Here is a 22,390-nt window from a genome sequence, read left to right as displayed (position 1 = left end):
GATCTCCTGTTACAGGGTTCGGCGGCTCTTGACCAAGAGCCAGATGAAGAAGGGGGCACCCAGCAGGGCGGTGATGATGCCGACGGGCAGCTCGGCCGGAGCGAGCAGGGTGCGTGCCAGCATGTCGGCCCCCAGCAGCAGGCCAGCCCCCAACAGGGCAGACAGCGGCAACAGGCGGACATGGTTGGGACCGGCCAGCAGCCGTACCAGATGGGGAACCACCAGGCCGACAAAGCCGATCATGCCCGCCACGGCCACCGCCACGCCGACACCGGCAGCGGTGAGCAGGATGAGGCGACGCTTCAGTGTCTGCACGCTCACCCCCAGATGCCGTGCTTCTCCTTCTCCCAGCAGCAGGGCGTTGAGGGGATTGGCATCGCGCATGAACAACAGCAGCAAAGCGGCCAGGGTCAGCAGCGCCAGCGTCACATCGACCGGCTTGCCTGCCGCCAGGGAGCCCATCTGCCACAGGCTCAGGTTGCGCAGCATCTGATCGTCGGCGAGATAGGTGAGCAGTCCGATGACGGCGCCGGAGAGCGCCGTGATGGCCACCCCGGCCAGCAGCATCACGGTGACCGAGGTGCCCCCTTCCCGGGTACCCAGCAGATAGACGAGGGTGGTGGTGAGGGCTCCGCCGAGAAAGGCGAGCAGGGGCAGCAACCCCAGGCCGAGCAGGCTCTGCAGGTGCGAGCCCAACGGGGCGAGCAACACGATGGCCAGGGCCGCGCCGAGTGCCGCCCCACCCGACACCCCTATGATGCCGGGGTCTGCCAGGGGGTTGCGAAACAGTCCCTGCATCACGGCGCCGCAGAGGCCGAGAATGCCCCCCACGGCGATGCAGAGCAGGGTTCGTGGCAGACGGATCTCCTGCACGATCAATAATTTGTGAGCCTCAATCCCGCTCTGTGGTCCGGCAAACAGGGCGCGCAGGCTCTCACCAAGGGAGAGGGACATGGGGCCGGTCGCGAGGGACCCGACCAGCAGCAACGCCAGCGCGCAGCCGGTCAGGGCGAGCAGCCAGGGCAGAGGCAGGCGCATCAGGAACCCTGCTTGATCCACTGGGCGATCTGGTTCGCCTGTTGCAAGGAACGAAGGCTGAGGCCCCCTTGCAGGGCATGTCCGTCGATGGCGTGGATAGCCTTGTTCTTGCCTGCCGGGGTGGCTGACAGGGCGGGCACCTGACTCAGGACGGCGTCGGGATCCTGATACTGCTGCCAGTCGCGGCCGCTCACCAGCACCAGATCAGGTTGCAGCTCGATGAGGGATTCGGTGGAGACGGGCTTGTAGTCGTGGAGCCCAGCCACCGGATTGACGCCGCCCGCCAGGGTGACGAGGGCGCTGGCGGTGGTGTTGCCACCGGCGATGCTGGTGGGCTGACCCTTGTGCAACAGCAGGAAGGCGACCTTGAGGGGCTTGTTCTGCTTCGCCTGCGCCGCCAGGGTGTCGCTCTGGGCGGCAATCTCCTCCTTGAGCTTGCTCCCTGCCGCCTGGTCACCCAGGAGATGGGCCAGGGTGTCGATACGCTCGTTGAGGTTGGCCAGCGTAGGGGCTGTGGCCATGACCTCGACCTTGACGTTGGCACGGCGCAACTGATCAAGTGTGCTGTTCGGGCCCATCTCGTCGCTGCCGACCACCAGGGTCGGAGAGAGACTCAGGATCCCTTCGGCGGCGAGGGCACGGTGATAGCCGACCTTGGGCACGCCTCTGGGCTCCGGACTGCTGACATCGGTGGCGACCAGGCTCTGCTCGCCCCCCAGTGCCAGGATGAGTTCCGTGGTGGCCGGGCCTATGCTGACGATACGCTCCCCCGCCATGACGGATGGGGAAGAGAGGGAAAGGGCACAGCCGAGCAGGCTGAATGCGAGGGCAAAACGACGGCCCATGCGAACCTCCGAAGGGTGAATGAAATAGGGTTGCCGCCGAGAATATCAAGTCGCCCATCAAAATGCACTGAGAATGAAAGCGATTATCAATTGCGTTACTTGGGGCGCTTTATTACAGTATCCGCCGCGACACCGAGCACCATCGCCAGATCATCCAGGGAGAACCGATGAGCATTGCACAACGCATTCACGCGCTGCTGGAGCAAGACCCCAGCGCCCACCCGTCCACCCTCGCCACCGAGCTGGCAGTCAGCGAATGGGAGGTGGTACGCCATCTGCCTGCCGCCCTGATGACGCAAGTGCCGGCCGGGGAGGCCGAAGCCCTGCTGGCGGACCTGGCCAGCTGGGGTCAGGTGACCACCATCGTCGAATCCGATGGCTCCATCTTCGAGGTGAAGGCTCCCTTCCCCAAGGGCAAGAACGCGCGCGGCTACTACAACCTGATGGGGCGGGACGGGGAGCTGCACGGCCACCTCAAGCTCGATAACGTGGCGGGCATCGCCCTGGTCAGCAAGCTCTTCATGGGCAAGGAAGGCCACTCCTTCCAGTTCTTCGGCCACAGTGGCCGCTGCATTTTCAAGATCTACCTGGGCCGGGACGAGCAGCGTCAACTGCTGCCTGAGCAGGTGGAGCGTTTCATGGCCCTGCGCCGTCAGTATCAAGAGGAAGTGAAAGCATGAGTGAACGTCAGGAGCGCCTGCAAAACCGCCTGCAACCGGAGATCCGCGAGTTCCGCGACGGTTGCCGTACCCTGCAGCTCGCCACTGTGGATGGCGAAGGCAACCCCAATGCCAGCTATGCCCCCTTCGTGCTGCAGGAAGATGGATACTATGTGCTCATCTCCGAGATAGCTCGCCACGCCCGCAACCTGCAACAGGTGCCCAAGGTATCGCTGATGCTGATTGAGGACGAAACCGGTGCCCGCGAGCTGTTTGCCCGCAAGCGTCTGACCTTCGATGCGGTCGCCGAGGTGGTGGCACGGGATGACGAGCGCTGGGGCAAGGCGATCGCGGCGCTGGAAGGGCGTTTCGGCGAGATAGTCAAAGGGCTCTCCAACCTCAAGGACTTCGTGCTGTTTCGCCTCAAGCCAGAGCAGGGTCTGTTCGTCAAGGGCTTCGGCCAGGCGTTCCGGGTCTCCGGTGACGAGCTGGTGGACTTCGTTCACCTGGTGGAAGGGCACAAACGCATCGACAATGGCGCCGAGCTGACCAGCCCGGCGGATGAACCCGTTTGAGGGAACAATTAGCGAGATGAGAAACGGGCAGCCTGGGCTGCCCGTTTTGTTGTTATGTCCCGGGTTACTCCTGCCAGCCTGCCTGGTTGGGGAAGGCATCGCGATCGGCCTGGGTGGCGCTTTCGTTGCATTCCCCGCGGATCTTCCAGGAGGTCTGGCTGAGGACGATATAGCCGCTTCGGCAATACTTGCGCGTGGCCAGCATCTGGGTGAGCTGCTCGTCCTGCAGGGCTTCCCGGCGTTCCAGCAGGCTCTTGTCACGGCGGCTCAGCCGGTTGTCATCTCCCTCCTGCAACCGGGTTGGCAGGACGTCGAGAGGGGCGGCCTCGAAGGTGAAGCGCTTGCTCCCGTCGTCGCTGATATGGGTGTGGAACAGGGGGGCCGGGCCATCGGGGGCTGCCCCCGGCAAGCCGGAGCAGGCGGTGAGCGCCGGTAACAGCAGCGTGAGGGCAACGGCAGAGAGTAGACGCACACAAGACTCCAATCGGGTGTTCACATCAGGACGGGCAGCTTAACACGCCCGCTCGGGTTGAATGGTGGCCAGCAGCTCATCCGTCGTGAGCAGGGTCACGCTTCTGCCCTGAGGCAGGCTCAGATGCCGCCACATGAAGTGGTGGTGCTGGATGATCTGCTCCGCACTCAGGTGCGGCCTGTCCGCCGTGGTATGGGCGTCGGTCACCGCAAAGGCGTCAAAGCCCCTGGCGGCGGCGCTGCGCAACGTGGTATCGACGCAAAAGTCGGTGGCACAGCCGCAGATGAGCAGTCTGTCTACCGACTGCTCTGCCAGCAGGAAGCCGAGCTCGGTGTCGAGGAAGCTGTCACAGGCAGTCTTGCGCACCCGGCTGTCGTGGGGAGACGGGGTCAGATCGGCGTGCAGTTGCCAGCCCGCACTGCCAGGTTCCAGTTCGGAACCCGGTTCGTCGTGTTGCACATAGATGACCCGTCCGTGTTGGCCCCGCACGCGATCGGCCAGACGATTGATGTTGGCGATGACCTGGGCATCCTGATGGCGGGGGTTATCGAACAACCCCTGTTGCATGTCGATGACGAGTAACACATCCATATGAAATCCTTGGGCTATTTTGAGGGTTGCAACCATTGGCTGCAGTCACGGCTTCGGGATTGATGCAGTGCGCCCATATCTTGCTTCATTTCCTTTGCATTTAGCCAGCGTTCCGGCAGGGGAGCGATGTGGACCCTGACATCTGCGTCTCTCCCGGGGGCTGTCTCGTCACCGGTTTGCGGCACGATGAGCGCCACCTTGAGTGCCGGATTGCGGCTGGCGATGCGACTGGCGATCCCGAGTCCCCCCTCCACGTGGAAGTTGCCTGCGATATGCATGATGCGCCTGCCGGGATGCTTGCCCAGATAATCCACCATGCTTTCGGCCATGGTGTCGTCCCAGCTGGTCTGGGCGGCGAAGCGACGGGCATTGCCGTCCGCATCCCCATGGTGCATGGAGGCCATGAACTTCTGGCGGTAGCCGTCATCCCCCAGAGTCAGCTCGCGGGCAAGCTGGCTGCGGCGATTGGCCGGCAGTTTGTCGAGCCAGGCCGGTCCCTCCTGACCGACGCAGCTCACCAGGGGTTTGGGGGCATTGGCGGCGATCACTGGCAGGTGCTGCGCCTTGGCGAATTCCACCAGAGGGCGGTAATCACTCTGGTAGTTGGGCCAGGCATGGCCATCTCGAATGAGGACCGATTCGCCGATGCGTCCGGCCAGGTAGGCATCCAGCACCGGCTGATCGGCGCGGCTGAACTGCTCCATGGAGAGCACCAGGGCCCGGCCATCGGCTTGCGACATCTCGTCAAGCCCTGCCAGCAGACGGGCCTGCAACAGATGGATGGCCGGGTGAGTGTGAAGCTCCCCCACCAGCACGATGTCGGCATCCGCCACCCGTGTCACCGCCTGCTCGAAGGTCAGCGCCTGCCCCTGGGCCGTATCGAGCCGTGCGTCATAGAGCGTCTCGGGTGGGGGAGTCTGCGGCGTGGTGGCGCAGGCGGCCAGCAGCAGGGGCAGGGCGAGCAGGGGGAGTCGTCGGGTCATGGTTACTCACTCAAGAAACAGGGGATGGGAAAAGGCTGCACCATGGGATGGCGGCATGGCGAGCGAAAAAGTGGCGCCAGTGTAAGGGGGAATGATGATAAAGTGAAATGAGAATGATTCACTTTATTATTGATCTTTGTCTCTGGCGGGGTAATATGCCTTCCGCTTGATAATAATTCTCAATAAGGGCTTTGCAGTGGCGCACAACAACCCCCCCTCCCTGATAGCCCTCGCCGTGGCGGCCGGGCTGATCTCCCCCGCTTTCGCCGCAGACAAGAAAGCCGATGAAGTCATGGTCGTCAGCGGCTCACGGATGGAACAGAAGCTGGAAGATGTTTCCGGTCCCATCGCCGTCATTACCTCGGAGCAGATTGAAGAGCAGGTCGTCAGCAACGTCGCCGATCTGTTCCGCTATGAGCCCGGGGTGAGCGTGCAGGGAGGCGCAGGAGATGCCCAGACCTTCACCATTCGCGGCATGAGCGAAAACCGGGTCAAGGTGGTGCAGGACGGTGTGCGCCAGAACGATGCCTACAAGAATGGCGGCGTGGGTCAGACCTACTTCGACACCGACATGATCAAGCAGGTGGAAGTGGCCAAAGGGCCGGCCTCCGCCGCTTACGGTTCCGATGCTCTGGGAGGCGTCATTGCCATCACCACCAAGGATGCTGGCGACTTCCTCAAGGGCCGCGACAGCTATCTGGATGCGACCACGGGTTATGCCTCCAGCAGCCACCAGAGAATGGCCGGCATCACGGGGGCGCTGCGCACCGGGGAAGTCGAGAACCTGCTGCGCTACACCTGGCGCGATGGCGGTGTCACCCAGAATTATGACGGCGACAAGAACGAGTTCGACATCGTCAGTCAGGCCGTGCTGTTCAAGAGCAAGTGGAATCTCTCCGATGATCAGTTCCTGAAACTGACGGTGGATTACTTCACCGAGGGGCAGGATCCGGATGCCATCGATCTGACCAAGGCGGGCTCCGTCTTCAACCAGCCCATTACCGACAAAGAGACCGACAACCTCTCCCTGGTACTGGATCATGGCCTCGCCCTGAACGCCCCCTGGGCGGATCGCGTGGACAGCAAGATCTACTACAGCCGCGCCAAGCAGACCCTGGATCAGTACGCTTCGTCCAAGTATCCGGTCATGCCGGGCAACCCCTATGTGACCAAGAACTCCCTGGATCACAACGGTTTCGAGCAGGAGAGCCTGGGCGCCCAGGTGAAGTTCAACAAGGCGCTCGCCAGCCAGCGTCTGGCCTGGGGCCTGGAATACGAGCACACCGACAACGAGCGCACCCGCTTCAAGGGGCCGACCGTTCCGGGTGACTTCGTCGGCTACAACGAGCTGAGCTTCCCCTCCACCACCAGCGAGCGCAGTGCGCTCTGGGCCTTTGACGAGATCAAGTTCGGCGAGCGTTGGGTGCTGACCCCGGGCGTGCGTTACGACTACTACAAGATGACCCCGGACGAGGATCCCGCCTACACGGGCGAGAGCATGAAGAAGATCTCCGAAGGGGAGTTCTCTCCCAAGCAGGGGCTGGTGTTCAAGGCGCACGAGGCGGCGAACCTGTTCGCCCAGTACAGCCACGGCTTCAAGGCGCCCATGTATGACAACGCCTTCTCCACCCTGAACCACCAGGCGTATGGCTATCGCATCGAGCCCAACCCGAACCTCAAGCCAGAGAGCAGCGACGGCATCGATCTGGGGGTGCGCGGCAGCCGTGGCGGGTTCAGCTATGAAGTGGCCACCTTCTACAACAAGTTCGACGACTTCATCGAACTGACGGCCGTGGGCACCGAAGGCCGTACCGCCCTCTATCAGTACCAGAACCTGGACAAGGCGACCACCAAGGGGGCCGAGGCCAAGGCGGACTACTGGTTGAACGAGCTGGTCAACGTCTGGGGCAACCTGGCCTACATCGAGGGCAAGGATGGCGAGGGCAACTACATCAACAGCCTGAGCCCCCTGAACGGCAGCGTCGGAGTGCGTCTGGAGCAGCCGAACTGGAACATCAACACCGCCCTGCGCTTTGCCGACGACATGGACAAGGTGGGCAAGGATGCGCGAGGCAACGACAACATCAAGAGCGCAGGCTGGGGCGTGGTGGATCTCTATGCCCAGTTCAAGCCGGTGCAGGACCTGCAGCTCAACGTGGGGGTGTTCAACCTGTTTGACAAGGAGTACGTGAGCTACGAGAGCATCACCGGCCTTGCCGCCACCGCGGATACCAGCAAGCAGACCGAGCCTGGCCGCAACCTCAGTGCACGGGTCAAGTACGTGTTCTGATGGTCGTGGACCAGCATGAAGGAAAAGGGGCCCTCGGGCCCCTTTTGTCATGAAGGTCGGCGTCTGCAAAAAAGAAACCCGCCAGGGGCGGGTGGAAGGATTGCAACACTCATCAGGAAGCGGTGTTACCCAATAGACAGGGGGATGTGACAAAGGTTCAACTTTATTGATATTTATGGTTTTTATCTGTCATGCCGCCTGGGGATCCCCGTCCCGAAATCGGTTATCATTTGTGCCCCTTGTCCCGCTGCCGAGCCCCTATGCCCGCGTTCTCCTGGTTAGCCCTGTTTTTTGGCGCCTTCTACTTCGTTTATGGCGCCTACCTGCCGTTCTGGTCGCTCTGGCTGGAAGGCATCGGGGTGAGTACTGAACAGATAGGGCTGTTGCTGGGGGTGGGCATGGCCATCCGCTTTGCCGGCAACCTGATGGTGATGGGGCGAGTCAAGGGGGCCGGCCAGTTGCTGCCCGTCACCCGGCTGCTCTGTCTGCTGAGTCTGCTGGCCTTCCTCGGTTTCTATCTGGGCCACAGCCTCTGGTGGCTGGTGGTGCTGACCCTGGCGGCCAACTTCATCTACCCGACCCTGATGCCCATGGGAGAGGCGCTTGCCACCCGCATGGTGGTTCAGACTCACCTCGACTACGGCAAGGTGCGGCTGTGTGGCTCCTTTGCCTTTATCGTCGCCTCCACCCTGGTGGGGGCCCTGGTGGGCAACTTTGGCAGCGACTGGGTGCTGCACACCATGGTGGCCGGGCTGCTGATCATGCTGGGGCTCAGCCTGCTGCCGCTGCGACCCGCCCCCCGGGAGCTGCAAGGGGAGCGGGCCAAGGCCTCGTTGCTCGTCACGCTCAGGTCGGCACCGGTGCGCCGCTTCCTGCTCATCACCGCCCTGCTGCAGGGGAGCCATGCGGCCTACTACGGTTTCAGCGCCATCTACTGGAAGAGCGCCGGCTACAGCGGCACCCTGATCGGGTATCTCTGGGCTCTGGGAGTGGTGGCGGAGATCGCCATGTTCGCCGCGGACAAGCGCTTCCTCCAGCGCTTCGGCGCCCAGACCCTGTTTCTGGTGGGGGCCCTTGGCTGCGTGGTGCGCTGGGTGCTGCTCGGCAGTTCTACCGACCTGGCGGTGCTGGTGCTCGGCCAGCTGCTGCACGGGGTCACCTTCTGCGTCAGTCACCTTGGCGCCATCCGCTTCATGACCCGCCAGTTGCCCGCGGAGCAGCAGATCCCCACCCAGGCGCTCTATGCGGCGCTCGGCCTCGGCATGACGGTGGCGGCCCTGATGGCGATCTGCGGCGTGCTGTTCGAGCCGCTGGGAGGCGGCATCTTCTTTATCATGGTGCTGGTAGTGCTGCCGGTCTTCGTGTTGCGGCTGCGTGAAGAGAGCCCTGAACAGGGCCGATGACACAGGTCTGCCGGTCTCTGGCGCGGCAGGCCTCCGACTTATCTGGAAAAGGGAAGTAGAGAGATGCACCAAGGATGGCTGCTGATCGGGTTGTCGCTCGCCTATCTGGGCTTGCTGTTCCTCATCGCCTATGTGGCGGACAAGAACAAGCGCCGTCGCCCCAAGGGGCAGCCTCTGCTCTACAGCCTGTCGCTGGCGGTCTATTGCACCTCCTGGACCTTCTTCGGCACCGTGGGCCAGGCCAGCGAATCCCCCTGGTCGCCGGTGCCCATCTACCTGGGCCCCATGCTGGTGTTCCTGTTTGGCTGGCGCCTGCTGGCCCGCCTCATCCTGGTGGCCAAGCGCGAGCACATCACCTCCATCGCCGATTTCATTGCCGCCCGTTATGGCAAGTCCCAGCGCCTGGCCATGGTGATCAGCCTCATCGCCGTCATGGGGATACTTCCCTATCTGGTGCTGCAGCTCAAGGCGATCGTCACCGGGCTCGATCTGCTGATGGCCAACAGCACGGGGGTCAGCCCCACCAGCAACATGGCGGAGCTGGCACTGGGGGTCACCCTGCTGCTGGCCCTGTTCAGCATTCTGTTCGGCACCCGCAACCTGGATGCCACCGAGCACCACAGGGGCATGGTGGTGGCCATCGCCTTTGAGTCCGTGGTCAAGCTGCTCGCCTTCATGGCGGTGGGGGGCTTTGCGCTCTGGCTCATCATCGCCAGACCGAGCGAGGCGCGTACCCTGGTGGCGGGCGACTTCCTCGATGCGGTGGTGGCGGTGACGCCGGGCAGTCTGCTGGAGCTCGCCATCTACACCCTGATCGCCATGTGCGCCGTCATCTGCCTGCCGCGCCAGTTTCACGTGACCGTGGTGGAGAACAACCAGGGACAGGATCTGCACTGGGCCCGCTGGCTCTTCCCCCTCTATCTCTTCCTGATGGGGCTCTTCATCTGGCCGCTGGCGCTGGCAGGCAAGCAGTGGGTCGGGGCAGACATGGCCTCGGACACCTATGTGATAAGCCTCCCCATGTCCCTCGGATTCGACGGCATGGCGATGCTGGCATTTCTCGGCGGCACCTCGGCGGCCACCGGCATGGTGATCGTCTGCACCATCGCCCTGGCCATCATGGTGAGCAACGATCTGGTGTTGCCGGTCCTGCTGCGCCGGGTCTGGCAACAGGGGCGGGACGAACGCCTGATGCGGTTGCTGCTGCAGGTGCGTCGGGGCGCCATCTTGCTGATTTTGCTGGCGGCCTGGGCGCTCTATCTCTGGCTCGGGGATCTCACCAGTCTGTCGCGCATCGGCTATCTCTCGTTCGGGGCCGTGGCCCAGTTCGCGCCAGCCCTGCTGCTCGGCCTGTACTGGCGTCATGGCAATCGCAAGGGGGTCTATCTCGGGCTCGCCCTCGGGGTCAGCCTCTGGTTCGTGACCCTGCTGGCGGAGAGCGGACTGCTGGCTGGCTCCCCCCTCGAAGCCCTGCTGGCGCCCCCAGACTGGCCGGCGGTGCGGGATCTGAGCCTGGGGGCCTGGTGCCTCTTCCTGAGTCTTCTGCTCAACCTCGCCGGCTATGTGGCGGGCTCCCTGCTGTCACGGGCGGCGGTGAGTGAGCGGCTGCAGGCAGCCAACTTCGTCGGCAAGACGAGCCGGGATACCTCGGCGCTTTATCATGCGCGGGTCTCGGTGAAGGAGCTGGAGATGCTGGCGGCCCGTTTCGTCGGTTCCAGCCGCGTCAAGCGGGCCTTCGGCCGCTTCGCCGGCGAGCGGGGAGGCACCCTGGCGCCCCAGATGCAGGCCTCCGCCGAGCTCATCGCCCACACGGAGCGACTGCTGGCCGGGGTGTTCGGTACCTCGTCCGCCCGCCTGGTGCTGGCCTCCGCCCTGCAGGGGCGCAACATGCAGCTCGAGGAGATCGCCACCATAGTGGACGAGGCCTCCGACATGTTCCGCTTCAACCGCGGCCTGTTGCAGGGGGCAATCGAACACATGGGGCAGGGGATCTCCGTGGTGGACAGGGAGCTCAGGCTGGTGGCCTGGAACCGACGCTACATCGAGCTGTTCTCCTATCCCCCCGGTCTCATTCAGGTGGGCCGTTCCATCGAGGAGATCATCCGCTACAACGCCGGACAGGGGTTGTGCGGTCAGGGAGACATCGAGGCCCAGGTGGCGCGGCGGGTTGCCTTCATGAAGCGTGGCAGCCCCCATGTCTCGGCGCGGGAGCGTCCCGATGGCCGGGTCATCGAGATGCAGGGCAACCCCATGCCAGCGGGGGGGTTTGTCATGACCTTCACCGACATCACCCCGTTCAGGGCGGCGGAGCGGGTGCTGCGAGAAGCGAACGAGCACCTGGAGGCGCGGGTGGCCGAGCGCACCCACGAGCTCTCCGAACTCAATCGCCAACTGCTGCTGGTAAACCAGCAGGTGGAGAGGGCCAACCAGTCCAAGAGCCGGTTCCTTGCGGCGGTGAGCCACGACCTGACCCAGCCGCTGAACGCGGCCAAGCTCTTTACCTCCTCCTTGCTGGAGATGCTGCCCCCGGAGGACGAACCGGCCCGCATCGCTCGCCACATCGACGACGCCCTGGGGGCGACCGAGGATCTCATCACGGATCTGCTGGACATCTCGCGCCTCGAGGCGGGCAAGTTCAAGGCGAAGAAGCTCGATTTCGCCCTGAGCGATGTGCTGGACAATCTCAAGGCGGAATTCGGCGTGCTGGCCCAGGCCGGTGGGATCCAGTTCTCCGTGGTGGAGAGCCGCCTTGCGGTCTACAGCGATGTGCGCTTGCTGCGGCGGGTGTTGCAGAACTTCCTCACCAACGCATTTCGCTACAACCCCGGCGGTCGGGTGCTGCTCGGCTGTCGCCGCATGGGGGATAAAGTGCGCATCGAGGTGTGGGACAACGGCCCCGGCATCCCGGAGGGCAAGCAGGAGGCGATCTTCGACGAGTTTTCCCGCCTCGATCACTCCCGCACCGCCAGGGAGCAGGGGCTTGGCCTCGGGCTCGCCATCGCCCGCGGCATTTCGCTGGTGCTGGGTCATCAGCTCTCCCTGCGCAGCTGGCCCGGAGCGGGGTCCGTCTTTGCCATCACCCTGAACCTCGCGACCCGGCCCGTCATCCCCAGCCAGGTGACGACCCCGGCCCTGCGAGACAGTCAGCTGGAAGGGGTCAGGATCCTCTGCATCGACAACGAGGAGGATATCCTCATCGCCATGGCCTCGCTGCTGGGACGCTGGGGCTGCGAGGTGCGCTGTGCCCAGAGCCTGGAGCAGGCGGAAGAGATCATCGGCGGCGGCTTCCTGCCTGCGCTGGTGCTGTCGGATTATCACCTGGATGACGGCAAGACCGGGTTGCAGGCGCTGCACATGATCAGGCTGGCCCACGGCAACGGTATCGGCGGCATCATCATCAGTGCGGATCGCAAGAGCGAGTTGCAGGCACAGATCCGTGAGCACGGCTTCGGCTACGTGAGCAAACCGGTCAAACCTCTCAAGCTGCGCGCCCTGATGAACAGCCTGCTGATGCCGGTTCAGTGACTGGTCTCACAGAATCCAGCATTGGCTGAACATTTATTGAATGCCATCCAGGCGTTATGATCGCCGATGATGGCGCCATTTTCGTCGCCATTTTTCGTGATTGGTGATAATTGAGTCTTGCTGGGTGTCACTTTTGGCAGGTGGCACCCGGGCGACTCTCCTCTATAGTCATTCGGCGATTATTTTTGTCGCAAATCAAGTTGTGCAAAAAGGCAAACCGGATGAAAGTCCGGGACGCAAAGCTTCCGGTCTAAGGGTCTGCGTACCTAGGATAGCGGGGCCACCACAGGTTGTATCGTCCATGGGCCAAGCCATGGTTGCGATGTTGTCTGCGTTACCTGGCAGGTTGCGTTGCCTTTTTCGTTGTTAATTCCAATAACGAAATAAGGAAGTTCAAATATGTTAAGTCCAAAACTTTCCCTGCTGGCGCTTCTGGTCGGGGGGCTTTGCACTACCTCCGCCTTCGCCGCTGCCCCGGGCAAACCCACCATTGGCTCCGGCCCCACCAAGTTTGCCATCGTTGAAGTCAATCAGGCCGCTTCGGCCTACAACCAGCTGGTGACCGTCCACAAGGATGGCGCTCCCGTCAGCGTGACCTGGAACCTCTGGTCCGGTGACGTCGGACAGACCGCCAAGGTACTGCTGGATGGCAAGGAGGTGTGGTCAGGCCCGGCCTCCGCCGCGGGTACCGCCAACTTCAAGGTCACCAAGGGGGGGCGTTACCAGATGCAGGTGGCCCTGTGCAACGCCGACGGCTGCACCCTCTCCGACAAGAAGGAGCTGATGGTCGCCGATACCGACGGCAGCCACCTGGCGCCGCTCAATGCGCCCCTCAAGGAGAACAACAAGCCCTACGCCAACAAGTCCGGCAAGGTGGTGGGGGCCTACTACGTGGAGTGGGGTGTCTATGGTCGCAAATTTACCGTGGACAAGATCCCGGCCCAGAACCTGACCCATATCCTCTACGGCTTCACCCCCATCTGCGGTGGCAACGGCATCAACGACAGCCTCAAAGAGATCTCGGGCAGCTTCGAGGCGTTGCAGCGCTCCTGTGCGGGCCGCGAAGACTTCAAGGTCTCCATCCATGATCCCTGGGCGGCGATCCAGATGTCCCAGGGCAACCTCAGCGCCTGGGATGAGCCCTACAAGGGCAACTTCGGCAACCTGATGGCCCTCAAACAGGCCCACCCGGACCTCAAGATCCTGCCGTCGGTCGGCGGATGGACCCTCTCCGATCCCTTCTATTTCCTGGGTGACAAGACCAAGCGCGATACCTTCGTCGCCTCGGTCAAAGAGTTCCTGCAGACCTGGAAATTCTTCGACGGCGTGGACATCGACTGGGAGTTCCCGGGCGGACAGGGGGCCAACCCCAGCCTGGGCGGCCCGAATGACGGCGCCACCTATGTGGTGCTGATGAAGGAGTTGCGAGCCATGCTCGATGAACTGGAAGCCGAGACCGGCCGCCAGTATGAGCTGACCTCGGCCATCAGCGCCGGCGGTGACAAGATTGCCAAGGTGGATTATCAGGCGGCCCAGCAGTACATGGACCACATCTTCCTGATGAGCTACGACTTCAGCGGCGCCTTCGACCTGACGAATCTGGCCCACCAGACCAACCTCTTTGCCTCCAGCTGGGATCCGGCCACCAAGTACACCACCGACAAGGGCGTCAAGGCGCTGCTGGGTCAGGGGGTGACACCGGGCAAGATAGTGGTGGGGGCGGCCATGTATGGCCGTGGCTGGACCGGAGTGAAGAACTACCAGGCCGGCAACCCCTTCACCGGCACCGCCACCGGACCGGTGAGCGGTACCTGGGAAAATGGCGTGGTGGATTACCGCGACATCGTCAACAACCGCATGGGCGCAGGCTGGGAGCAGGGCTATGACGAGTCGGCCGAGGCCCCCTATGTCTTCAAGGCCAGCAGTGGTGACCTCATTACCTTCGACAACGACCGCTCGGTCAAGGCCAAGGGGCAGTACGTGCTGGCGAACCAGCTCGGCGGTCTGTTCGCCTGGGAAATTGATGCGGACAACGGCGACATCCTCAACGCCATGCACGAGGGGCTGGGCCACGGCGAGGGTACGCTGCCGCCGGTCAACAAGCCGCCGGTTGCCAATGCCGGCAGCGATCTGAGTGCCACCGGCCCGGCCGAGGTGACCCTCAACGGCAGCGCCTCCCATGATCCGGAAAACGGGGCGCTGACCTACAGCTGGAAACAGGTCTCCGGACCCCAGGCCAGCCTGCTGGATGCCACCCAGGCCAAGGCCCGTGCGGTACTGGATGCCGTCAGCAGCGACATCAATCTGGTGTTCGAGCTGACCGTGACCGACGATCAGGGGCTCTCGGCCAAGGATCAGGTGGTGGTCACCAACAAGGCGCCGCAGCCGAACCTGCCCCCCGTGGTCAGCGTACCGGCCAGTGCGACCGTCGAGGCCGGCAAGCAGGTGAGCATCAAGGCCACCGCTTCCGACCCCAATGGTGATGCCCTGAGCTATCAGTGGACAGTGCCGGCCGGGCTCAGCGCCACCGGTCTGGACAGCGCGACCCTGGTGGTAACGGGTTCGAACGTGACCAGTGATACGGCCTACGATCTGACCCTGGTGGTCACCGACGGGGCGCTGGATGCCACAGCCGTTACCCGCCTGACCGTCAAGCCGGCCAGTACAGGTGGTGGCTGCGAGGCCAGCGATCCGGATGCGGCCAACCATCCGGCCTGGAGTGCAGGTACCGTCTACAACACCAATGACAAGGTGAGCCACAAGCAACTGGTGTGGCAGGCCAAGTATTGGACCCAGGGCAACGAGCCGAGCCGCACCGCCGATCAGTGGAAACTGGTGAGCCAGGTGCAACTGGGTTGGGATGCCGGAGTGGTCTACAACGGCGGTGATGTCACCAGCCACAACGGCCGCAAGTGGAAGGCCCAGTACTGGACCAAGGGCGATGAGCCCGGCAAGGCCGCCGTCTGGGTCGATCAGGGCGCGGCGAGCTGCAACTGATCTGCCGTGATGAATAATGGGGCCGAGGGCCCCATTTTTGTCTTGCTGCGTGGTCGGGTGTCTCTTCCTGTCAGGGGAAAAGCGCACTCGCTTTGTCAAAAAGGCCCGTCAGGGCCTTTTTTCATGGTATGTCACCGGTTCACAGCGGTTTTTGCCACAGGCTGAGCAGCAGATCCTGCTCGAGGGCGTCGGGCCCCTGATGGGTGAAGGCGTGACGCTGCTCGCCGCTGGCACGCCAGCCGAGGCGACTGGTCTCCAGAATGTGCTCGCGCAGGCCCTGATCCAGCGCCGTACTGAACTGGGCGCGTTGCTGGGCAACATTGACAAGCCCGGTGAGGGCGGGCCAGCTCAGGGGATGTTCCATACTCACCGGATTGAGGCTGACGCGCAATTGCCACTGATGGCGAGGGCCTGGCTGCACGTGGAGCAGATAGCCGCCCGGTGCCAGCCAGCTGACCAGGAGTTCCGTCTTGACCTTGAGGTCGTTGACCAGCAGCACCTGGGCCGTGCCAGGCAGCAGCGGGGCGCGCGCCGGGTCGGCGATGACGAACTGGCCTTCCGGTTGCGCCTTGTTGGCGGCGAAGATGGCATTCTTGGCCAGATCGAAACCGCCGACCTGCCAGCCGGGCAGCCGCTCAGCCAGGGCACGGCAGTAGTACCCCTCGCCACAGCCGAGGTGGACAAGCTCGCGCTCGCCAAGAGGAGCGAGCAGGTTCGCCATAGCGTCCACCAGAGGCAGTTGGTGGCCTTGTTCCAGGAAGCGACGCTTGGCGCGCAGCAGGGCCCGGCTGTCGCTGTCCTTGGGGTTCTTCTTGCCGGGGATGAGGTCCAGATAGCCTTCCGGTGCGGGATCGAAGTGGTGCTTGTTGTCGCAATAGACCCCGCGGGAGGCGGCATGAAGGTGCAGGGGGCTGCGGCAAAGGGGGCATTGAAGGTGCATAGGAGTTCTCTTGGCGAAGGCCATGACGGCGGGGCGTTCGGGATTATAGGGGAGAGGATCGGAAAAGGCTGCCATGGGCAGCCTTTTTATCCAACGGCGCTGTGCGGGCGCCGCCGGCGGAACCCGGTCAGCGGGTACCAAACACCACTATGGTCTTGCCGTGGGCGGAGATGAGCTCCTGCTCTTCCAGCATCTTGAGGATGCGGCCGACGGTTTCACGGGAGCAGCCGACGATCTGGCCGATCTCCTGGCGGGTGATCTTGATCTGCATGCCATCCGGGTGGGTCATGGCATCCGGCTGTTTGGCCAGGTTGAGCAGGGTCTGGGCAATGCGGCCGGTCACGTCCAGGAAGGCGAGGTTGCCGACCTTCTGGCTGGTGTGTTGCAGGCGCTTGGCCATTTGACCGGATAGACGCATCAGGATGTCCGGGTTGACCTGGATCAGCTGGCGGAACTTCTTGTAGGAGATCTCGGCGACTTCGCAGGCGCCTTTGGCACGTACCCAGGCGGAACGCTCCGGATTCTCGTTCTCTTCGAACATCCCCATCTCGCCCAGGAAATCCCCCTGATTCAGGTAGGAAAGGATCATCTCCTTGCCTTCGTCATCCTTGATCAGGACGGCGACGGTGCCCTTGACGATGTAGTAGAGGGTTTCCGCTTTTTCACCGGCGTGGATCAGGGTGCTCTTGGCGGGATACTTATGAATGTGGCAATGCGACAAGAACCACTCAAGGGTGGGATCGCTTTGCGGTTTGCCAATGATCATGAGACTTCCTCTGTAGTGTCATTTTTATGGACTGTGCGTCCAGGCAAGTTGCCAAGCTTGCCATTCCTTACTCTTTGGTCGCAGTAGAATAAGAGCCTTTGCCTGTGCTGACAAGGCTTTGGGGTTTTGCCGTCCACCGGTGAGCCGCCATCTGCTGCGTCGTCCGGGGCATTCTAGGCAAGAAGAGGAGGTCGGATGTTGATTTCGATCTATTTCCCTTTGGGTCGTCGCCCGTTTCGCAGGAGAGGCTTGTCGCCGCAAAACGGAGCTTTATCGCCGGGAACGGGCAAGATCCTGGCGTATGTGCCACTCGACCCCGGCTTGAGGTATGCTATGGGCGTTAGAACCGTCGTCATTGAGAGGAAAGTGAGAGATGAAAGCCAAGGTCAGCTGGGTGGAAGGCATGAAGTTTGTGGGGGAGAGCGAGTCCGGTCATCAGGTGACCCTGGATGGCGCCAACCCGGGTGAAGGTGCCAGCCCGATGGAGATGATCCTGCTGGCTGTCGGCGGCTGCAGCTCCATCGATGTGGTCTCCATCCTGGAGAAGGCCCGTCAGTCCGTGACCGCCTGCCATGTCGAACTGGAAGGGACCCGCGCCGATACCGTTCCCCGGGTATTTGAGCAGATCCACCTCAAGTTCGTGGTGACCGGCAAGGGGCTGGCGGAGAAGCAGGTCGCCCGTGCGGTGGATCTGTCCATGGAAAAATATTGTTCAGTTTCCCTGATGTTGGAAAAAGCGGTAGAAATTACCCATAGTTATCAAATTCTTGAGGGTTGACCGCTAAAGTTTGTCCCGTCGATAACGCCATGACATAAGGAAAGTGCGATGAAAAAAATGATGATGTTGCTTCCCCTGTTCGGTCTGGCCGCCTGCAGCATGCCGCAGCCGACCCAGTATCAATACAGCCAGTATCAGTGCGGGGAAGAGTTGCTGGCCATCACCTATGATGCCCAGGCCGACATGGTGCAGTTCCCTTATGCCGGTGTCTATCACAAGCTGGGGCGCATCGAGTCGCCCAAAGAGACTGCCAGCTATTCCGACGGGGTGACTACCTTCTCCCGTCAGGACAAGCAGGCCACCCTGGTCAAGAGCGGTGTGACCCAGCTGACCTGCGAGTTGAAGTGACCCTGATGCCGTCACGGCGTGCATGGAAAACGGCCTGCGTGAAGCAGGCCGTTTTTGTTGAAAGAGACATCAGTCTGACGGTAGCGAGCCCAGCAACTGGGCGGCCAGTTGCTGGCTAAGCTGGCCACGGGCTTCCTCTGCGACAGGCACGTCGCTGGCGAGCTGGATGGCGCTGCTCCACACCGCTTTCTGGCTATGCCCGTCGAGCAGCACGACGGCCAGGGTCCCCTTGCGGGCATTGGCGGCGGCGTTCAGGCCCGGTGTCATGCCGAGGCGGGAGAAGATCTCGCCATCGCTCATGTCCTGGCTGCCAGCTACCCCGATGGCGACCCAGACGTCGGCCTCATCCAGGGGAACGCTGCGCCAGCCTTTGCCGTCCAGTTGCCGGATGACGGCCTGCTGTACCGGCTCGAGCCAGGGCGCGGCGCTGTTGCCCGCATACTGGAATTGTTCGGCCAGCGCATAGCGTGGTGTCGCCCCGTAGGTCCAATGCTCCGCCGGGCGAACCACCATGGTGCCCGTTTCGACCGTGGGGGCGGCGGGGCCGGAGCTGCAACCCCCCAGCAGGGTTGCCAGCGTGAATGAGAGAAGTGCAGCGCGCATCGTTAAGCTCCTTGGCTCAGGTGATCTTGCCCGTTTCGATCAGTTGCTGGATCAGGGGGCGCAGGATCAGTTCCATTGCGAAGCCCATCTTGCCACCCGGCACGACGATGGTGTTCATCCTGGACATGAAGGCGCCGTCTATCATCGACAGCAGGTAGGGGAAGTCCACCTGCTTGATGCCCCGAAACCTGATCACCAGCATACTCTCGTCCAGGCTGGGTATCACCTTGGCGCTGAAAGGGTTGGAAGTATCGACGGTGGGCACCCGCTGGAAGTTGATGTGGGTGCGGGAGAACTGCGGCGTGATGAAGTTGATGTAGTCGTCCATGGAACGCACGATGGAGTCGGTCACCGCCTCGCGGGAGTGGCCGCGTTCCGAGGTGTCGCGAATGAGCTTCTGGATCCACTCCAGGTTGACGATGGGCACCACGCCGATGAGAAAGTCCACGTGCCGCGCCACGTTGTGTTCCCCCGTGACTACGCCGCCATGCAGTCCTTCGTAGAACAGCAGATCCGTCTCGCCGGGCAGATCCTGCCAGGGCGTGAAGGTGCCCGGCATCTGGTTGAAAGGCACCGCCTCGTCGAAGCTGTGCAGATAGCGCCGATACTGGCCGGTGCCGCTCTGGCCATACTCCTGGAAAAAGGACTCCAGCAGACCGAAGTCGTTGGCCTCAGGGCCGAAGTAGCTGATATGCCGCCCCTGCTCCCGGGCCTTGCGGATCGCCACGTCCATTTCGGGCCTGGTGTAGCGGTGAAAACTGTCCCCCTCGACCACGGCCGCCTTGTATCCAAGCTGGTGGAACATGGAGCGGAAGGCGTTGGTGGAGGTGGAAGTACCGGCACCGGACGAACCGGTGACCGCGATGATGGGATGCTTGGCCGACATAGAATTCTCTCTTCCTTGGGAGTTCCGTTATAAGGGGTGGCCCAAAGTGCGGTCAAGTGCGCCGTCATCCTCCCGCTGCCCCCACGCTTCCCGACAATAGCGGTGAACGAGGGCTGCCCTGTGCGCTGGGGACGCCGGAATAGGCGCTGCTGGGTGGCGAGCTGGCCATGCGGCCTGATGGTGCGAGTTGGATAGGGGGAGGGCGGGGTGAGCCGCCCGATAAGCCGTGACCGCGTTACGCTTGGGGGAAGTCGTCAGTGGGTGACTTGCTTAAATGAGTCTTTGGGACGACATTGACACTTTCGTGCAGCTCGCTGTAGACAAGCACGGCGCTACCTTGTAGCAATTGTTGCCTGACTGCTTCGACCTTGTCGGTCAGGCTGACATCCTGTTCACCGTATTCGGTGCCTTCTTGCAGCACAAAGTGTTCGAGCAGGTTGGTGAGGGTGTCCGGCTCCAGTTCTTGCCAGGGGATAATCATGATTTCATCTTCACTCAGTGGGTTGCGGATATTGTCGATGTCTGGTCGGCAAGCGCAAGGGATTTGTCTCGTTTTGGACGAGGGGTGCCATGCAATCCATTGACGCACGCCGACCCTCCAGTCAATTCGAACAGCACCTGTTCGATGCCCGCCGCCGCGCCCTGAGCGCCGGTTTGCGCTGGTACTGGGTCATCAATCTCATCGCCCTCGTATTTCTGCTGACCCGCTTCTACATCTATCGGGATGCACACCTGGTACTGGTCGGCAACCTGCCCTGGTCATACAAATGGCAGCTCTTTGCCATGATAGGTGTTGGCCTGCTGCTGCCGCTCGGGTGGGGCTGGCTCTCCCGTCAATCCCATGTCATCTGGCTGGTGTCCCTGTGCGTCTGTGCCCTGGCCTGGGGGCTGGCCTGGGCCATGGTGGGTTACACCATCTCGATCGTCGACTTGAAGGGGGGCTTCAGTTTCATTTTCAACATGGTCAGTCTGTTGCTGCTGACCGGTCTCGTCGCCGCGTATTGCGATGTGCGGCTGTTTTACGCACTGGTGTCGGTCCCCCTGCTGTTCTTGCTGATGAGAGCCTCCTGGAGTCCTGAGCCCTTTGTTCTGGTCAACACCATCGTGGTCGGGGTCTTGCTAGTGGTGCTGGAGACGGGACGGCGCATGCTCAACGGCTGGTTCGAGCTTGCGGTGTCAAGGGAGCACGACAACCTGATGCTGGCAAACAAGATGAATGCCATGGCCAACCGGGATCCCCTGACCGGCATAGCCAACCGTCGCCACTTCGATCAGGCGTGCAAGCGTGCCATTGCGCAAGGCACCACCCAGGATGTACCGCTCACCGTGATCCTGCTCGATGTGGATTTCTTCAAGCGCTACAACGATCGCTATGGTCATCAGGCGGGGGATGAGTGCCTGATCTTGGTGGCCGAGTGCCTGGAGGAGAGTGTGCGGGCGCCCGGTGATCTGGTGGCGCGCTACGGGGGAGAGGAGTTCGTGGTGTTGCTGCAGGAGACGACGCTGGCCGGTGGCCAGGAGGTGGCGGAGCGCATTCGCGCTACTCTGGCGGCCAGGGCTCTGCCCCATGAGGATTCCGACGTAGCCCCCCACCTCACCCTGAGCCAGGGGATAGCCCAGTGGCGAGCCGGGGAGAGCCTCGTCATGCTGCTCGAGCGGGTCGATGGCGCCCTCTATCAGGCCAAGGAAGAGGGGCGCAACGGTTACCGGTTCGCGCCCTGAGTCTGTTCCCGCAACCACTGGCTGATGCGCTCATCCAGCCAGAAGCGGGGGCGCCAGGGAGAGCCGTGCAGGAAGCCCACGTGGCCGCCCTGGCGGCTCAGCTCGTAGCGCACCAGAGGGGAGAGCTGCTCCGCCGCCGGAATGACGGCATCGGTCATGAAGGGATCGTCGGCGGCGTGAATGACGAGGGTCGGTATGGGAATACGGGCCAGCAGGCCCAGGCCGGAGCAGGTCTGGTAGTAGTGATCGGCGCTTTCGAAACCATGGAGCGGTGCTGTCACCAGCTCGTCGAACTCCCTCAGTGTGGCGATGCGGGTGATCTGGGCCGGCTGCCAGCGCGCCCGTGCCGCGCTCTGGCGCCGGATCTTGCTTTGCAGGTTGGTTCGCATGGTCCGCAGCAGGTAGTTCTGATAGACCCGTGAGAAGCCCTGATTGACCCGATCGGCACAGCTTGCCAGTTGCAGCGGGGCCGACACTACCACCGCCGCTTTCAATGGTGCCGGGCAGGCCCGCGCCAGCAGATTGACCAGCATGTTGCCCCCCAGGGAATAGCCGATGGCGACCAGAGGCCGGCCTGGAAAACGCCGCTCCAGTTCGGCAATCACCGCTTGGGCGTCCTCGATGGCGCCCGAGTGATAGGCCTGCAGCAGCCGGTTAGGCTCGCCACTGCACCCCCGAAAGTGCATCAGCACCGCCTCGTTCCCTTGCCGCTGCAGGTGGGCAAAGAGTCCCTTGGCATAGTGGGAGTGAATGCTCCCCTCCAGTCCGTGGAACACCACCACCAGGGGTTGTTCATCCTGGCCGGGTTCGCCGCTCCAGGCCAGATCGACGAAATCGCCGTCCGGGAGTTCGAAGCGCTCCTGGATGAAGCGGGCAGGCGAGCGGCGCAGCCACTTGGGCAAAATGGTTTGCAGATGGGGGTTGCGGGCCCACCAGGGGGCGTGAAAGTGGCTTTCTGTCAACATGCAA

The 22,390-nt window shown here is 62.7% G+C and carries 20 protein-coding genes and 1 riboswitch; of the genes, 9 read left to right on the top strand and 11 right to left on the bottom strand.

Going from position 1 to position 22,390, the window contains the following annotated elements; translation table 11 throughout:
- Positions 1-9: 9 nt before the first annotated feature.
- Entirely contained in the window at positions 10-1,041 is a 1,032-nt protein-coding gene (locus C2U37_RS02460) for a FecCD family ABC transporter permease (protein WP_164882007.1), read from the bottom strand.
- The gene (locus tag C2U37_RS02455) at positions 1,038-1,883 is read right to left on the bottom strand and encodes a heme/hemin ABC transporter substrate-binding protein (RefSeq protein WP_103260746.1); all 846 of its coding nucleotides are present in this window, start codon (positions 1,881-1,883) and stop codon (positions 1,038-1,040) included. The genes C2U37_RS02460 and C2U37_RS02455 overlap by 4 nt, the downstream gene beginning before the upstream one ends.
- A 167-nt stretch (positions 1,884-2,050) precedes the next feature.
- On the opposite strand from C2U37_RS02455, the gene hutX reads away from it, so the two are divergent.
- Entirely contained in the window at positions 2,051-2,563 is a 513-nt protein-coding gene (gene hutX / locus C2U37_RS02450; protein WP_041214612.1) for a heme utilization cystosolic carrier protein HutX, read from the top strand.
- Positions 2,560-3,117 carry a heme utilization protein HutZ gene (hutZ, locus tag C2U37_RS02445; protein ID WP_104451758.1) on the top strand — a complete coding sequence of 186 codons (558 nt, stop codon included), beginning with the start codon at positions 2,560-2,562 and terminating at the stop codon, positions 3,115-3,117. Before hutX ends, hutZ begins: the two co-directional genes overlap by 4 nt.
- A 64-nt stretch (positions 3,118-3,181) precedes the next feature.
- On the opposite strand, the gene C2U37_RS02440 is transcribed toward hutZ, so the two are convergent.
- The 3 genes from C2U37_RS02440 to C2U37_RS02430 are packed head-to-tail and all read right to left on the bottom strand — an operon-like array spanning position 3,182 to position 5,163.
- Positions 3,182-3,589, bottom strand: coding sequence for a hypothetical protein (locus C2U37_RS02440; protein WP_041211184.1), 408 nt, complete (start codon positions 3,587-3,589; stop codon positions 3,182-3,184).
- Between the two features lie 39 nt (positions 3,590-3,628).
- Positions 3,629-4,180: a cysteine hydrolase family protein gene (locus tag C2U37_RS02435; RefSeq protein WP_010673230.1), complete on the bottom strand. Its 552-nt coding sequence runs from the start codon at positions 4,178-4,180 to the stop codon at positions 3,629-3,631.
- Between the two features lie 14 nt (positions 4,181-4,194).
- On the bottom strand, positions 4,195-5,163 hold the full coding sequence (locus tag C2U37_RS02430; protein WP_104451757.1) for a ChaN family lipoprotein: 969 nt from the start codon (positions 5,161-5,163) through the stop codon (positions 4,195-4,197).
- A gap of 196 nt (positions 5,164-5,359) precedes the next feature.
- Between C2U37_RS02430 and C2U37_RS02425 the strand changes: the two genes are divergently transcribed.
- From C2U37_RS02425 to C2U37_RS02410, 4 genes are all read left to right on the top strand, one after another.
- Complete coding sequence (locus C2U37_RS02425) at positions 5,360-7,453, top strand: TonB-dependent hemoglobin/transferrin/lactoferrin family receptor (RefSeq protein WP_104451756.1); 2,094 nt, start codon at positions 5,360-5,362, stop codon at positions 7,451-7,453.
- Between the two features lie 260 nt (positions 7,454-7,713).
- Complete coding sequence (locus C2U37_RS02420) at positions 7,714-8,856, top strand: 3-phenylpropionate MFS transporter (protein ID WP_010673233.1); 1,143 nt, start codon at positions 7,714-7,716, stop codon at positions 8,854-8,856.
- A 63-nt stretch (positions 8,857-8,919) separates the two neighbouring features.
- Complete coding sequence (locus C2U37_RS02415; protein ID WP_104451755.1) at positions 8,920-12,381, top strand: hybrid sensor histidine kinase/response regulator; 3,462 nt, start codon at positions 8,920-8,922, stop codon at positions 12,379-12,381.
- 201 nt (positions 12,382-12,582) lie between these two features.
- Positions 12,583-12,669, top strand: a riboswitch (cyclic di-GMP riboswitch).
- 111 nt (positions 12,670-12,780) lie between these two features.
- Complete coding sequence (locus C2U37_RS02410; RefSeq protein ID WP_104451754.1) at positions 12,781-15,378, top strand: glycosyl hydrolase family 18 protein; 2,598 nt, start codon at positions 12,781-12,783, stop codon at positions 15,376-15,378.
- A gap of 139 nt (positions 15,379-15,517) precedes the next feature.
- On the opposite strand, the gene C2U37_RS02405 is transcribed toward C2U37_RS02410, so the two are convergent.
- Together C2U37_RS02405 and crp are read right to left on the bottom strand one after the other, a co-directional pair.
- Positions 15,518-16,318: a putative RNA methyltransferase gene (locus C2U37_RS02405; RefSeq protein WP_041211190.1), complete on the bottom strand. Its 801-nt coding sequence runs from the start codon at positions 16,316-16,318 to the stop codon at positions 15,518-15,520.
- A gap of 127 nt (positions 16,319-16,445) precedes the next feature.
- Positions 16,446-17,084 (bottom strand): cAMP-activated global transcriptional regulator CRP, encoded by a 639-nt coding sequence (gene crp / locus C2U37_RS02400; RefSeq protein ID WP_010673237.1) that lies wholly within the window; start codon positions 17,082-17,084, stop codon positions 16,446-16,448.
- A gap of 373 nt (positions 17,085-17,457) precedes the next feature.
- On the opposite strand from crp, the gene C2U37_RS02395 reads away from it, so the two are divergent.
- Positions 17,458-17,862: an OsmC family protein gene (locus C2U37_RS02395; RefSeq protein ID WP_010673238.1), complete on the top strand. Its 405-nt coding sequence runs from the start codon at positions 17,458-17,460 to the stop codon at positions 17,860-17,862.
- A 48-nt stretch (positions 17,863-17,910) separates the two neighbouring features.
- Positions 17,911-18,210, top strand: coding sequence for a hypothetical protein (locus tag C2U37_RS02390; RefSeq protein ID WP_010673239.1), 300 nt, complete (start codon positions 17,911-17,913; stop codon positions 18,208-18,210).
- Positions 18,211-18,279: 69 nt separating this feature from the next.
- Here C2U37_RS02390 and C2U37_RS02385 read toward each other — a convergent pair whose 3' ends face one another.
- From C2U37_RS02385 to C2U37_RS02375, 3 genes are all read right to left on the bottom strand, one after another.
- On the bottom strand, positions 18,280-18,813 hold the full coding sequence (locus C2U37_RS02385) for a lipoprotein (protein ID WP_043152620.1): 534 nt from the start codon (positions 18,811-18,813) through the stop codon (positions 18,280-18,282).
- 16 nt (positions 18,814-18,829) lie between these two features.
- On the bottom strand, positions 18,830-19,699 hold the full coding sequence (locus tag C2U37_RS02380) for a phosphoribulokinase (RefSeq protein ID WP_010673241.1): 870 nt from the start codon (positions 19,697-19,699) through the stop codon (positions 18,830-18,832).
- A 235-nt stretch (positions 19,700-19,934) separates the two neighbouring features.
- A complete protein-coding gene (locus C2U37_RS02375) occupies positions 19,935-20,180 on the bottom strand; it encodes a YheU family protein (protein ID WP_010673242.1) in 246 nt (81 codons plus the stop codon).
- Between the two features lie 89 nt (positions 20,181-20,269).
- On the opposite strand from C2U37_RS02375, the gene C2U37_RS02370 reads away from it, so the two are divergent.
- Positions 20,270-21,421 carry a GGDEF domain-containing protein gene (locus tag C2U37_RS02370; protein ID WP_104451753.1) on the top strand — a complete coding sequence of 384 codons (1,152 nt, stop codon included), beginning with the start codon at positions 20,270-20,272 and terminating at the stop codon, positions 21,419-21,421.
- On the opposite strand, the gene C2U37_RS02365 is transcribed toward C2U37_RS02370, so the two are convergent.
- Positions 21,403-22,386: a hydrolase gene (locus C2U37_RS02365; RefSeq protein WP_104451752.1), complete on the bottom strand. Its 984-nt coding sequence runs from the start codon at positions 22,384-22,386 to the stop codon at positions 21,403-21,405. The two genes, C2U37_RS02370 and C2U37_RS02365, sit on opposite strands and share 19 nt — an antisense overlap.
- Positions 22,387-22,390: the final 4 nt, after the last annotated feature.

Origin of the sequence: Aeromonas sp. ASNIH1, from assembly GCF_002934285.1 — a bacterium.
GTDB classification, from domain to species: domain Bacteria; phylum Pseudomonadota; class Gammaproteobacteria; order Enterobacterales; family Aeromonadaceae; genus Aeromonas; species Aeromonas caviae.
The sequence above is the reverse complement of the archived record's forward strand: the minus strand, read 5'-3'. Positions and strand labels throughout refer to the sequence as shown.

Coding starts and splice junctions, on each gene's coding strand:
- C2U37_RS02455 (WP_103260746.1), bottom strand. CDS start 1,883: ATGGGCCGTCGTTTTGCCCTCGCATTCAGCCTGCTCGGCTGTGCCCTT.
- crp (WP_010673237.1), bottom strand. CDS start 17,084: ATGATCATTGGCAAACCGCAAAGCGATCCCACCCTTGAGTGGTTCTTG.
- C2U37_RS02415 (WP_104451755.1), top strand. CDS start 8,920: ATGCACCAAGGATGGCTGCTGATCGGGTTGTCGCTCGCCTATCTGGGC.
- C2U37_RS02420 (WP_010673233.1), top strand. CDS start 7,714: ATGCCCGCGTTCTCCTGGTTAGCCCTGTTTTTTGGCGCCTTCTACTTC.
- C2U37_RS02395 (WP_010673238.1), top strand. CDS start 17,458: ATGAAAGCCAAGGTCAGCTGGGTGGAAGGCATGAAGTTTGTGGGGGAG.
- hutX (WP_041214612.1), top strand. CDS start 2,051: ATGAGCATTGCACAACGCATTCACGCGCTGCTGGAGCAAGACCCCAGC.
- C2U37_RS02390 (WP_010673239.1), top strand. CDS start 17,911: ATGAAAAAAATGATGATGTTGCTTCCCCTGTTCGGTCTGGCCGCCTGC.
- C2U37_RS02435 (WP_010673230.1), bottom strand. CDS start 4,180: ATGGATGTGTTACTCGTCATCGACATGCAACAGGGGTTGTTCGATAAC.
- hutZ (WP_104451758.1), top strand. CDS start 2,560: ATGAGTGAACGTCAGGAGCGCCTGCAAAACCGCCTGCAACCGGAGATC.
- C2U37_RS02430 (WP_104451757.1), bottom strand. CDS start 5,163: ATGACCCGACGACTCCCCCTGCTCGCCCTGCCCCTGCTGCTGGCCGCC.
- C2U37_RS02375 (WP_010673242.1), bottom strand. CDS start 20,180: ATGATTATCCCCTGGCAAGAACTGGAGCCGGACACCCTCACCAACCTG.
- C2U37_RS02410 (WP_104451754.1), top strand. CDS start 12,781: ATGTTAAGTCCAAAACTTTCCCTGCTGGCGCTTCTGGTCGGGGGGCTT.
- C2U37_RS02370 (WP_104451753.1), top strand. CDS start 20,270: ATGCAATCCATTGACGCACGCCGACCCTCCAGTCAATTCGAACAGCAC.
- C2U37_RS02380 (WP_010673241.1), bottom strand. CDS start 19,699: ATGTCGGCCAAGCATCCCATCATCGCGGTCACCGGTTCGTCCGGTGCC.
- C2U37_RS02405 (WP_041211190.1), bottom strand. CDS start 16,318: ATGCACCTTCAATGCCCCCTTTGCCGCAGCCCCCTGCACCTTCATGCC.
- C2U37_RS02385 (WP_043152620.1), bottom strand. CDS start 18,813: ATGCGCGCTGCACTTCTCTCATTCACGCTGGCAACCCTGCTGGGGGGT.
- C2U37_RS02365 (WP_104451752.1), bottom strand. CDS start 22,386: ATGTTGACAGAAAGCCACTTTCACGCCCCCTGGTGGGCCCGCAACCCC.